The 14,608-nt window shown below is 66.8% G+C and carries 1 protein-coding gene; it reads right to left on the reverse strand.

The features are described from left to right. On the reverse strand, nucleotides 1–14,533 hold a 14,533-nt coding region (locus ACWDKQ_RS31960; protein WP_450142495.1), incomplete at its 3' end, for a hypothetical protein. Nucleotides 14,534–14,608: the final 75 nt, after the last annotated feature.

The following is a 14,608-nucleotide window of genomic DNA, read 5'->3' on the forward strand; positions in this document are numbered from 1 at the left end:
CGCGACGGTAATTGGCCTGGTTCACCCCCCGCAGGAACCGATACCCAGACCCCACCGAACCATTTCCCGCTACCGGATCTGAAACCCGCAACACCTCAGCGCCCGCCACCAACCCCCCGCCCTCCACACGCCGCGGCGACACATCCTCATCCACAACCGGTTCACCGAAATCCAGCTCATCGGCCCCAACCCCGAACAACCCGAGGGGGTCCCCCCCGTACTCATCAAGGAACGCAGCGAAATCCTCGTCGCCGGCCACCGGCCCGGCACCGCCGGCGCCCGCAGCATCGTTGCCAGCATCCTGTCCCAGGAACGCGAGCAACTCGGTTGCGACCAACTCCTCGTAAGCGCCCTCGCCCAGCAGCATCCCGGCATCCGCAGCATCCTGCGGAAGTGGCACCCCGTCTACATCCGCTACGGCCCGAGCAAGCCATGCATCCAGATCGGCGTCAGCCGACCACGCGTCCCGGCCGTCCTGGTCCGTCCCAGTCCACCCCGGTACCCCTTCCGGCCCCGTACCCCGACCGACTACCGCGGGCCCACCCACCCCGGTCTCCATCACCTCGCTGGCCTTCTTCCTTCCCCGCCCCGCCACCTTCGACCGGAGCCCCGCCAGCTCCGCCTCCTGCTCCTCAGACAACGGCCCCCGCTCCCGCAACCCCTCCAACACCTCAACACGGGCGGCAGCAGCCTTTACCGCCCGGCGATACTTCGCGACAGATTCCTTCCGTTTCTGCTTCTGCTGCGCCACCTTCGGCTGGAGCTCCGCCAGCTCCGCCTCCTGCTTCTCAGACAACGGCCCCCGCTCCCGCAACCCCTCCAACACCTCAACCCGGGCGGCAACATCCTTTGCCGCCTGGTACCAATCCGCGTGCCGTTTTTGGTGTTTCTGCCACTGCTGCGCCTTCGTCCGGAGCTCCGCCAGCTCTGCCTCCTGCTCGTCAGTCAGCGGCCCCTGCTCCCGCAACCCCTCCAACACCTCAACCCGGGCGGCAGCAGCCTTTGCCGCCTGGTACCAATCCGCGGCCCCTTCCTTCTTTTTCTGCCACGCCTGGGCCTTCGTCCGGAGCTCCGCCAGCTCCGCCTCCTGCCCCTTAGTCAGCTGCCCCCGCTCCTTCAACCCCTCCAACACCGCAACACGGGCCACAGCAGCCTTCACCGCACTGCGATACTTCGCGACAGATTCCTTCTGTTTCTGCTTCGGCTGCGCCACCTTCGGCTGGAGCTCCGCCAGCTCTGCCTCCTGCTCGTCAGTCAGCGGCCCCTGCTCCTGCAACGCCTCCAACTCCGCAACACGGGCGGCAGCAGCCTTTCCCGTCCGTTTATACTTCGCGACAGAGTCCTTCTGTTTCTGCCACGTCTGTGCCTTCGGTCGAAGCTCCGCCAGCTCCGCCTCCTGCTCGCCAGTCAGCGGCCCCTGCTCCTGCAACGCCTCCAACTCCGCAACACGGGCGGCAGCAGCCTTTCTCTCCTGGTAATTCTTCGCGTTCCGTTCCTTCTGTTTCCGTTTCTGCTCCGCCCTCGGGTCCTGCTGTGCTGCCTGATCCGTCGGCGTGAGCTCCCCCCTCTCACCGTCACCCGGACTCCCGGACACAGCCCCAGCAGCAGCGGCTGTGTCCACCTTCCGCCGCTTAACCCCCCGCGAACTCTCGCCCGCCTCCTCCCGTGAATCCTGATCCGCCTTTCCCCGCGTCCTCTTCGTGTCCTTCGCGCCGGCTTTCCCCGCCCCCGGCCCGGACACACCACCCCGACGCTTCGGGCCCGTCACCACAGTCGGCAGCCCGGACTCCCAGTCCTGGCCCCGCCACCGGGAACCACTGGGCGGCAACACCACCTCCCCCTCCACTTCCGCCCCCGCCCCCGGTGCCGGTGCCGGTGCCGGTCCGGCCCCGGCCTGGATGCCCAGCCCGCTGCCCTTCGTACCCAGCCGCTCCGCCAACTCCCGGGAAAACGCCACCACCTGGCCCCGATGATCACTACCAGGCTCGCGGTACTTGTCCGCGACCAACGCCACCACCTCGTCCAGCGACACGGCAGCGCCCCGACCAGCCAGCTTCCGGGGGTCATGCGTGCCCTGCACAATCCGCCACGCCGCATCCATTTCCCCCGGGGTCAACTCCAACTGCCTCGCCCGCTCGATCTCCCCCCGCACATCCGAGTCCGACCACTGCCCCACCGGGGCTGTGCCCGACGCTGCCGTACCAACCGGAACACCAACCGGAACACCACCCGAGGCCTCCGCCAGACCTGCCAAGCCACCACGCCCCCCGGCCAGCACCCCAGCATCGGACCCGGTCACCGGCCTAGCCGAACCATCCGCCGCGAACACCGTCCACTGTGGCGTGCCACCGACCGACCCCGGCGTCAACGCGACCACCACACGCCCCAGGCCCCGCGCCAGATCCGAACCCTGATCCGGCGACACCACCACACCCACACCCGGATCAACCTGCGACACCAACACCACCGGCCCACCCGTAGAACCCGCCAATTCCCCGACGAACCCGGCCAGTCCACCACCTCTGGAAACCACCTCCGCCGGCACCGCCACCGGCACCGCGTCCACCGGCAACCGCGCAGGCAAGGGCACCGCGCGTGCGGGCCAATACCTATAATCCTCGGCAGGATCGTCGGGCAAAAGTCTGGTCCTGGAATCCATCAACGCCTCGCCCAGATCAGACTTGAAAGTAAGCCGGCCCAGCCAGTTTCCGCGAGTGAACTCCCTCCACCCGCCGTTGCTGGGACGGAATTGAACGCGACCAATTTGATCCGTTTCGTAGACGCCGGTGAACAGACGCCCGTCGGGGGTTTTGTACAAGTCCTCCAGCGTCGCCAGTACCGGTCCTTCAACGATGTCGAGAACCAGTTCCAGCAGTTCACCGTGGCGAGCACCACCCGGAATCGCCAGCACCGTCCACTCGTCGCGTAGCCATCCGGCGTGGCGCATTTCGAGCAAACCGGCGAACGTCACGAAATCAACAACGTTATTCCGCAGGAGAATACTGTCACCGTCCGGCCCCAACCGGGCCACGACAAGGCTCGCCTTCTTGTACAACTGGTACGAGTACGCCTCGGCGACGACCTGAGCCTTCGACGCATGAGGGGTCGGAAACAGCACCGACTCGTGGGGCATGCTCACGGTCTGCGTCAAGTAGTCGACAGTGTCACCAGTCGACTTCCACGGCCGTGTCCAGGCGAAAAGCTGCACCACCTGCGCCTGCCCGGCCTCGCTCAGCGGCAACAACTCCAGGAACTCCGCCAGCTTCTCCAGCCAGACTTCCTCGTCCCTGGTCTGGTCGTCATAACCCAGCAGATCCGGATCACCCATCAACCGATCCAGCTCCCGGTAGATCCCCGGATCGGTACCGGCCAGCATGATCGCCGCGCTCAACTCGGCACGCACCTGCCACAACGCGGGATTCCCGGTCAGCTCACCCGCGTCCCCAGCCCACACCCGGAACTCCAGCCGATCGTCCTCGCGCCCCGAGACCCCAAAACGCACAACCTCGTCCTTGTCCACGTTCAGGTGGAGAACGGGTTCGTACGAGGCGGCCTTCCCGCCGGTTTCATCCACTGTGTACGGATCTGGCGGGAGCGGAAGCGGCGCCGCATGCCGGACGTCGCGTTGCTTCGAGACGTCGCCGCCCGCAACGTTGCCCAACCGGAAAATCAAAGCCTCGAAGACCTTCACGACCTGCGCCAAACGCAGGTACTGCACAGGGGCCCATGGCCAGTCAGTGCTTTCGGGGTCAAAACTGACATTGATATGCCCCCCTGATTCCGAGCCATAACCGCCGTGCCGCGCTACCGCGTCCAGCAACTTCTCCATGCTGGACCACACAGTGCCATGACGGTCATTACGCAGGATCGGCGATGTCGCCTCCACCTCGAACGCCGGCCCCTCCTTGATCAACGCCCACCTACCACTGGCCGCAATCGCCTTGGCAGCCTCCTTACCAGTCAGCTGCGAGCCTTGGGCCTTCCAATCCACCAGCCCCTCTCGATCGAGCGCCGCCCCCAGACTGTCGACCCGCGCATCGAAATCATCGCCCGGGAGTTTGAACTCGACCTCGAATCCCAGACGCACATCCGGCCGGGAACTCACCCCACCGGGCACACCGTCCTTGAAATAGGCGACCGGAACACGCCCCTGCCCTATCGCCTGCGCATACACCTCACGTACCTTCGCCTTGCCAACGTTGTGCAACTTCCTCTCCGCCGCCTCCATCCCACCCATGCCCGACTCAACTTTCCGCAACCCCGCCGGAGTTCTCGCAGCGCGATACGTCTGGCTATCTTTCCGCCATTTCTGCTTCACCGCCTCATACGGGTACTGCTGTGTTGCCTGATCGGTCGGCGCGGACCTATCGCCCTCGCCACCTTGACTCCCGGACTCAAACCCAGCAGCAGTGGTTTCTTCCACCTTCCGCCGCGTGGCCCCCCGGAAAGAACTCTCGCCAGCCTCCTGCAGCGTCCTCTTGGCGCTCGCGCCAGCCACCAATCCAACGCGAGTTTGCCCCTTCGGACCTGTCACCTCAGTGAGCCCAGCCCCCCAGTCCTTGCGCCGCAGCTCGGAACCGCCTGCCGGCAAAACCACCGGCCCCTCCGGTTCCTTGAACGCTTGCCCGTAGCCCGTAGTCGACGCACTACGTGAAAAATCGCCGTGTGCATCCGCCGCCGACACCGGGCGCTCGCGGGCGGCATCCTCCTCGGACGTGGCCGTACCAGGTGTCGTGGGTTCGGCTCTCTTGCCCTTGCCCTCCGGCACACCCACTGAGTCCTCACCGGAAACCTCGGAGCCCTCAGCGTCCTCGGCGTCCTCATGGGAGAAGCCCTGCCCGAACGCCCGGCCGGAATCGCCCTCCGTCCTCGGCACATCTACCTGCCCGCCGCCCACCCGCACACCGGAATCCCCAGCGTCACCGGGCTCCTCGGGTGGGCTGACATACTCACCGTCAGCGTCGACCGGGACCGCCTCGATCACGCCGGCGTAACCGAAGTCCGCCGGCGAAACCACGACCCCGGTCCGGGGATCCACAATCGTCAGCTCGTCGCCGTCGAAACGCACGACGTATGCGCGTGCCAGCGTCACCCCAGGCAGCTTGTCGCGACGGACGATATCCGCCTCGGCCTCCGGACGGGGCTCCTCGATCCCGCGCACCACCATGACCGTGAAGGCGTCGCGGTTCCGCGGATCCCTGCCCTTGGCCACGATCGTCCGCTCGAGCACCTGCCGCACCCCGTCTCCGCCGGTCCCGAACGTTTCCGGCGTGTACCGGGTGATCAGATCCGCCGACTTCCCCGTGTGGCTCTCAAACGCCCTGAGCGCTTCGACTCCGCCCTCGGCCATGACTGTCTCCCAGCCGAACCTGGACGGCGTGACAGGCGTGTGGGTGATGTGCCCGTACATCGGCGGCTCCGAGACGTCGACCGGGTTCTCCCGCGCGTCGAGGGCGATCTCGTAGGTCGACCAGAGGCCCGGCAGTGAGCCTTCCGGCCATTTCTCGCGGGTCACGGGGTTGCCCATCCCGTGCGGGAGCTGCGTCGTCACCGACTTCGTCTCGGAGATCTTCTCGATCCGCATCCTGGGCTCGTCGCGGTGCTGACGGGACTCCTTGATCTCCCATCGCCGCTCCTTGAGGACCCAGCGCACGGGCCGATCGTGATCGTCGGCCTCCTTCCCACCAGCCCCGCCCCTGTAACCCTCCTCCGGTTCCGCGACCAGGTCGGTCACCGTCACCGAACGGACCGCATACCCCCACACCTCGTGTTGAACCATGGCCCTGTCTTCCACGACGTCCACGGTTTTCTTCAGGGCAACCCGTTCCAGGTTCCGCACCCTGAACTTGTCCCCGCTCGAAGGATCGACGATGTACACCAGGTCGCCTTCGTCGTCCCGGCCCAAGTTGACCAGGACCCAGACGCGGCCCCAGAACGGCCGGCGGTAACCGACCAGGAACGACAACGCGCCAGGGCCCGCGCCACGCACGCGTTCGATAATCCGGCCCAGCGCCTCGATGCCACTACCCCTCACCGGCTCGAAGTCGGTAAACGGCGAAGCATCACGCCCGTGGAAGAACGTCTGGAACTCCAGTGCGTCACGGATGTTCTCGTGAATCTCACGGCCTACCCCAGGCCCGAACCCCCCAGGCCCGAATCGTTGCGGGTTCAGCGCCACCAACAGCTTGTGTTTCGTGTTCACCTTGGGCCGCGGATCATCCGGCAGCCGAGGAAACACCTGCTCCCGTTCGGTCCTCGGCTCGTCCGGGGACAGATTCCTCAGCTCGTTTGTGCTCAGCAACTCGTCCGGGTGGTCGTTGAGCCATGTGCTGATCTGTCCGGACTCGGGGCGTCGCGTCGATTCGCCCAGGACGATCTTCACCTGCCTGCGCTGGAGCCCCAACGACGGGTCCGGCAACGGCGCGGCCTGAGTCGAAATCACAGTCACCGGGACATCCCAGGGGTGCGGAACATCCGTCGGCGGCAACCCGATTTCGAGGAGCATCCGGCGCGCGTTGTCCACCGCCTCGCGTATCAATGCGACGACCTGGTCCGCCTTGATCTGCCCGCCGCTGCGACCGCCCCGGCGCGTGTTGTCATAGGTGTGCAGGACGATCCGTGGCGGATTCCACCCCGCGCCGCCCGAGACCGGCCCCTCACCTGACCTCGCGCTCCCAGTTTCGTCCGATCCGTCACGCTCTCGGTGGTCCACGAAGGCGGCCCTGTCGAACCAGGCCATGCCGACGCGGTGCGCAGTGTCTGCGTCCTTGCCGGTGAGCTCGGCATCACCTTCCGGGAACGTGACCGTCTTTGGTGAATACTCCGCCACCACGTCCGCTTTGCGCGCTTGAAGGTCGTACGCCATCTTCTCGACCGTGGCACGAACAGCGAAACCGTCCCGGATGTTCCCACTGTGCCGCCGCAGGGCGGCTTCCGCCACCAGAAACGGGTGCAGGTTCATCACCTGCAAACGCATCAAGCTGAACTCGGCGAACACCATTCGAGCCACCGAGCGCAGTTCCGGACTGATCTCCCAGCCATTCCCCGCCAAAGCCTTAACATCCTCAACGGTCCACACCTGCGGACCGGCCTGCATCTCCGGTGGGGTGGCTCTGAAGTCCTCCTGGACCGAGATCCTCACCCGGGCGGTCGCCGGGTCGGTGCCTGGCGACGGCAGCACCCCGGGCTCTGTCACCTCCGTGACGACGTCGATGTCCGTCTCCGCCGGCAACTCCTCCGGGTTCGGCCATCCGGCAAGGTAAACGGCACGCGCGTAAGCGAATCCCGAACGAACCTGCTCGCCCACGGTGTTCGCGGCTTGCTCGGCAGCTCCCGCAGCGACGACCCGGTAGGTCCGCGTGGCCACGGTTCCGTCGGCGAGAACATGCACCGTGTAGCCACGCTGCCGGTCCGCGTGCATCTTCTCGAACAATTCGATCCCGTACCGCTGCGGTGCTGTCCCCGCGGCCGCTGCCAGGTCGCGGGCCTCGTTGTTGATCGGCATGTCCATGGGCTCCGGCAGGTTCGGCGACCGGTGCTTGACGACCTTCAGATCGCGCGCGACGTCCCGCACGATCTCGTCGATGGTCGGTCTCACCTGCGACGCGCCCTGTGCATAAACGCGCCGCTCGATCGTCCTGCCCACCTGATCGACGTCCATGCCCAAGCTGGCTAGCCTGGTCAGGCTGATCTCGTTCAGGATTGCCTTCAGCGTCTGTCGGTAGCTGGGCCGGACTTCGTCCCGCATGCCCTCGCCAGCCTCACGCACGAGCTGGCGGGGATCGGGCCGGCCGGCGGATGCCGGTTGGAGCCCGTCCAGCTCGACGAGCCCGTCGGTTAGTTCGCTCTCGACGATCCGGCCGAGTTTGAAGGTGTACTGGCCCCGCGGGCCGTCGGGCAACTCAGCTGGCAGCCCCGTCATCCTGTCCATGATGTCCAGCCGGCCGCGGGGGGTCCGCCGCACTTCGATCAGATGGCCTTCGCGGGGGTTTTCGCTGTTCTCGATGAGAATCAGACCGGAATACTGGTAAGGCAGCCAGCCCAGTCGCCGGAGCAGACCGGCCTTGTCGTAGCGCACGAATCGATCGATCTTGAACGCCTCGACGACGTCCTGTTCCTTGAACTCCCGCTGCGTCGTCGGGCCGAAGGAGTACAGCTCTCCCCGCTTGCGTGAGTTGTACGCCGCCGCCGTTGCCAGCACGCAACCGAAGAAGTAGTCCCCGTGGTGCCGCAGCCCACCCGCATGGTGCGCCAACCCGGCCACCTGCGAGGCGAACCCGTCGTTGACGGCGACCCATCGCAGCGCCTCCTCCCGGCTGAACTTGTCCCGGGTCACCACTGCCGGGTTCGGCAGCTTAAGCAGATCGGTGACGATCTCCCCGACCAATTCGTCCGCATAGGACCGCGCCGCGTCCGACAGAGGCGAATCGATCCGCGACATCCAGGACGCGACGATCCACGCCACACCCGCACCCACCGGCGTATCGGCCCACTCGCGGCCGCCAAGCGAACCCGGCGCCGCATCCCGCACCAGCCCCACCACACGCGCCCACACACCATCCGCGAACTGCCCGGCCCATTCGTTCGCCTTCTGCAGGACAAACTCAGCCGTCCACCCCTCCGCCGGCCGACGCAAGTCCATGGCCAATCCCTGCCCGCCTTGCCTTGGCCGGCTCGACGCCACTGCCATCGAGGCGGCATCAGTTCCCGGCGTGGCCACCGACGACTCCAGCCAGTCACGCAGCGACGTCTCCCGATCCAGAACCTCGTCCGGATCCATGCCTCCCAAATCCCGCGCATCGGGCGAGGACTCCTCGACGCCATCCCACGCATCGCGCGGTGCGGCAACAGCCCCCGGCGGCTCCGGCTCGACACCGCGCCCATCCCCGGCCAGCGCCTCGGTCTGCCCGGACTCCGGAGAGCCAACGGACAGCGCTTGCGCCAAGCGCTGCGCCGCTTCGCCCGCGGATTCCTCGGCACGCGACGGATCAACCCGATCCGCCACCGCGAGCGCGACCTGCTCCGCAGTCAATCCATGCTCCACCAGCGCCGCCGGATCAATGCGATCTCGCACGGCCTGCCGCGCCGCCACCACCTGCGTCGTGCGCTCCCGGCGGACGTCGGGGGCAAGGCTGTCCAGATCCGTGAACTTCCACGCGACCTCCCCCAATCCAGACAAGATCTGGCCAACCGTCCGCCGAATCGCCAGCTCCCGCTTCACTCCGCCGTCGTCCGCACCCGCACCGGCGGCCGCGACCGGATTCTCCATCGACCATTCCACGTCCTGCGCGACCACGTTCGCCATCGCTTGCACAAACGCGTTCAGATCACGCGGCAACGCCGGGGGCAAGAACGACCACACCTCCGCACGCCCTTTCCAGGCATGCGCGGCGATCACCTCGACGCCCTCAGCCAGACCACGACGCCCCAAGAACTTCCGGGTTTCCAGACCGCGCTTTGCCAAACTCTCCGTCGGTTCGTCAAACCGCTCGTATGCTGCGCGCACCGCGTCCGACAGAACCGCATTCTTGGGCTCCCGCTCGGACTGATCCCCAGCCGACAGCCGGGCCGCCATCCCCAAAACGAGATCTCGATCCCACCGCAGCCGCGGCCCCGGCGTTTCCGGCCAGCCAGACCACTCACCCGTGGCCTCTTCCGGCCCCGACCCACCGACGCGAGGCTCGGACATAACCGACGTCACCCCAGGGTCGCCTTCAAGGCTGCGGAGCGGGGAAACACCGGTGACCGCAGTTTCGTCGTGGCCTACCGCATACAGGAAGTAGTTGGAGGCAGCGTGCTCGAAGTTGCCCGGGAATTCCGAGTCCCGCACCTGGTCGACGCTCAGCTGCCATGCCTGCCCGTCCCACCCGGACGCCCCGGTCTTCGGCAGCCTAGCCACCACCGCCACGACGAACGCACCACCGGCGTTCGCCAGACTCGTCAGCAAAGCCTTGGCAATATTCGGATCGTCGCTGAAGAAGGCTGGCTCCGGTTCAGCGGGCAGCATGCCACGCTCACGCAGCGCCAGCCGGAAGTCCCGCCGCGCCTCGCGCCCACCGACCACGTTCTCCATCAGCTGCTGACGGGTGATAACCCCACCACCACCCGGGACGTCGGCCGCGTCCCGGTTAACTGGCAACGCCTCTGGTGCCGTTTCCGGCTGGCGCGGTTCGCCTGTGCCGTCTACCGCACGCGGTTCCTGGTCGACGAAACCGCGCACCGCGGGCAGGTCAACCTTCCCATCTTGGCCAACCGCGAACCCAAAGTAGTCGCTGTCGGCGTCCTCGAACGCCGCTGGGAACCCACCTGTCAGTTCCTCCCCGCGCACATACCACGCACCCCCGACCGTCCCCACCCAGTCGGTGCCCCGCGGAACCCTGACCACCACCGCGTGCACGGGGCCTGCCACAGCACCCGCCACCCTTGCGAGCACGCCCCTCGCCCCCGCCGGATCGCCGCTCAGCCACTCCGGCACCACTCGCCGATCAGACCAGCCCAACGCCGCGACGCCGTCCAGGAACGCCGCCCGTGCCTCGGCCCAGCCCCGCACGTGCTCCCGCAACCGCCGCGGATCACTCGCGGGAACGGCAGGCCCCCCAAGCTGCTCGGTAACCGTCTCCGCAACCGGCGGCACGGTGGTTTCCAGTCCCGGTTCCGGCGCGGAATACGCGGACGACGTATCCGCCAGCCAATTAGCCAACACATCAGCCGGGAAATCAGGACGATCAAACCCAGACTCCAGGTTACGCGGCCCATTCCGAAGATCCCGCCGCGCGCCATCCCCCCCAACCACGTTCTCCACCAACTGCTGACCGGAAATCTCCCCATCAACCGAAACCGGCACAGGAGGCGCTGACGTCGGCTGGGGTGACAACAAGTCCGCAATGATGCCGTCGAGCAACACACCAGCCGACACGTTCGACTCTTCGAGCAACTCCGCGGCGCCGCCTTGCCCCTCCTGCCGAATGAACTCCGCCACCCCATTCGGCAACGACGGCGAAATCGTCAGATACGCGACGACGTCGAGGAGGCCAGCGGCGTCCTGGTCCGACAGGTCACGCAGGAACGCCCCGGACGCCTGCATCTCCATTCGATCCGCCACATACTCGACGACCCTCTGCCGTGCCACGCGCAGATCGAACCCCAACCCAGCCTGAGAAGACCCCCACCGGCGCTCGGCTGCTCCAACAAGGCGCGCCGCCTGCCGCAGTCCCTCGAGCGTCCAGCGCGGAGTCGGCTGCGGGGCGATCGCACCAAGGTCAACAGGCCGATTTGCCCGCAGGTTCGTCGCGATGGCGTCCAGCAAACTGACCGCGGATCTCCACGAGTAACTCCGGAGCTCGGGCGTCGCCACCAGCATCGTCGCCGCCTCCTTGGTGCCGTAGAGCACGTCAGTGACGATCGCGGTGATGGCGTCCCGGTCCGCACTTTCCAGAGCAGCCAGGAAATGCCTCGACGCAACGGGCAAGCGTACGTGCTGGTAGGTCTCCCGAACCCTCGCCCGCACCGCATCCTGCCGCGCGGCGTTCCATGGTTGTCCGGCCAGGACGAGATACTCGGCCGCCTGACGCATTCCGTTCAACGTCCAGGTCAGCGGAGCGGAAACGGCCTGCGCCGTGCTCTGGAGCCGGTGGGAATCGAGAACGATTCTGCTGCCCGCGCCATCGACGGCGCTGACGCGATAGGCGACGCCGGCCCGGGGGAACTCTGGCCCGAACTCCTCACGCGCGACCTGGCCCCGGTCCAGTACCCACTCCTTCCAGGCGTTCACGCCGTACTCAGTCGGCTGTACCAACGACGGAATCGTCGCCACTACCGCTGAAGCGAGATCCGCGACCACGGTCGCAGCCCGTAGCAGCGCCCTCACGTCACGGGCGTCACTGGCGACATACCGACGATCTGGGGGAGCGCCCGTCACGTCTTCGGACACCGGAGCAGCCACCCGCTCATCGGCGGTTCGCGTCGCCAGCAGATCCCCGTGCGGCGCAGCGCTTGGCGTACCCGGCACAGGTTCCCGCTGCTGCGGCGGTTCGGCTCCCACTGCATAGTCCGCAGCGTGTTGCGGTGCCGCCGACCAGGTAGACGGGCCTGCCTCGACCGGGTTGTTCGTCCGTCGAGCCGGATGTTCGTCCCCAGTGCGTTGTGCTGCCGGGTCCAGTTGTGCTGGCGCGACGGGGTGCCGGTGACTCACGTCGCCGAGGCCGGCGCCGCCCCCCAGCTTCTCCAGCTCGCTGCGCCGCACCCACCGCGGATTCTCGGTGCGCAAAACACGGCCGAGTTCAGCGGCAAACCGCTTCAGCCGACGCTCATTCCACCTCAAGTCAGGGTTCGCGCGCTGCTCGGCAACGAGGCGGGACAGCGTGTTGTAGGTGAAACCCACGCCGACTTCACCGTTGAGATCGACATGATCAGGGTCGACCGGGGTGTCAAACAGGTTGGTTTCGTAGACGATTCGCTGCGCGACCTTCAAGTCGTTGTAGTGCGAGCTCAGATTCCTCGCCGCGTCGAAGATCTGGGCTGCACTCGTCAGCGGCTCCCGACCGTCCCCGCGGTCAACGGCATGCGACTGGTCAGACGAGGTCCTCGAATCAGGCCGGAGCACCCCCAGCCCACGCGCGATCTTCATGGCGATTTCGATGACGGCATTGCGGTTCAGCTCGCGGATGCCCAGCAGTGTGCTGATCTCGGCGACGGCCGCGGTGTAATGCCTGCGGCGGTTCTCCAACTGGTTGATATCACTGACCTCGTTGAGGAGGTCCCGGGCGGTCTGAATCCGGTACAACAGTGCGCCGGGATCGTCCGTGCCTGGCTGGGACGTGACGAACTCACGGACTTGCTCAGCGGTGACGGCGTCTTCCTCCACAGCCTCCCGATCCGCGACCAGCGAGCGAAGTACGCGCAGGGCGCGTAGCCGGTCGGCCGAGTACTCCCGGCCAGGTTCCAACTCCTGCCCCAGCCGGACGACTTTCGTCTGATCCTTGTTCGGCTGTTCCTGCGGCGTCGGCTCCTCCGGCTGCTCCGAAGTCATTTGCTCCGCCCGCGCCAACTTTGCCGCAATCCGCTGAGCCGCTTCTGCTGCCCGATCGGCCGATGTGGACCCAGCCACCGGCCGCTCCGGTTCCACCTCCGGGTCCTTGAGCGCGTGCTCGTAGTCCGAAGTCAACGCGTCGCGTACTGGATCGCCGTCCACAGTGGAGTCCGTCGCGGTGGCGTCGATTTGGCTTGCCCCCCTCTCATCGGTCCAGAACAGGCGCCGCCGAGCGCCGTCCGGCTCCTCTTGTTCCTCCTGGATCGGTTCCAGTCCCCGTTTGGCCGTCGTGTGGGACGGCCCCGCCCAGTCCGCAGATTTTGCGGGACCGTTGCCCGGCGTCCGAACCTTGGCCGTATCCGGTTTCGGACTCGGGCGCATCGACGTGCGCCGAGCGGTGAGCAACTCTTGTGCCGGGTTCCGCGACAGCTCTTCAGCCAGCTGCTGGTCGTCAGGATCGCGCAGGACCGGGCCCGGTTCGATCCAGATGTCCACCCGCGTGGGTCCTTCGGCGTGCAGGAACTGCGGTGCTGTGATCAGTCCGAGGTCACCGGCCCCGAGACGGGATTGGGGGGGAAGGTCATGCTGTGCAAGGTCCAGCATGTGGTTGAGGCCCTGCGCGACGAAATGGAAGTCTTGACCGGCTTGGGATTTGCCATTGGCCATTCTGTCGAGGTTGCCGCGCACGACGTAGCGGGCGCGGGGCCGGCGTCCCTCCCGCGTGGCATCGACGGCCTTCCGCGCCACCGGGTACAAGCCCAGACGGTTATGCAACCGCGTCCGGGGGTCCTTCCCGAGGGTCAGGCTGGCGTCGCTTTGAGCGCCCGCCAGCGCGGGATCGGTACGGGCATGGGCCAGTTCCGTCTCGTAATGCCGCTTGGCCTGCCACCACTTGCCTTCCGCGTCGCGTGCATGCGTGTCCGCCTCGTCCCAAGCCTGCTGCGCCCTCTCCCGACGATCCGCCGCAGCCAGCCGCTGTCCGCCCTCAGCGCGTGCTTCGGCCTGTGTGGCCTGCGACAACTGGAAACCCGCGGCGCGTTGCCGGTCGATCGCGGCAGCCCATTGCCGGTCCCGCTCGGCGAATTGCCTGGTCGCGGCCACCAACCCGGCCGGCAACTGGCCGCCACGGTCACCGCGGCGGATCACGTAACCCGCCTCGAAGGTGGCACTGACACCGGCCCGCCGTTTACCGATGCTGTGCTCGCCCGCGGTGGCCACCATCCGGAACTCGACACCATGCAGCCACGTGCTGGTGATGTCCTGCAACGGCGAGTCCGCGCCCTGGCTGGGAATCGCTTCACGCTCGGACTCCGATCCCGCCTGGTGTTCGGTTTCGGACTCATGCCCGCCACGGGAAATCAGCGGAATGTTCCAGTCACCGACCTGACCGAACTCGTGACGGCCCTCCTCATAGGTCTTCGCACCCTCAGGATGCGACACACCCGCGGCGAAAAACGGTGCGCCCAGCACCGCATGCCCGCTACCGGAACTGGTCTCTTTCTCCACCGCCGAACGATCACTGACCGAACCATCCAGGGTGATCCGGCCACTCGTCGAGGAAAGCGCACCCCGATCCGGGAT

Source organism: Saccharopolyspora sp. NPDC000995, from assembly GCF_053599315.1.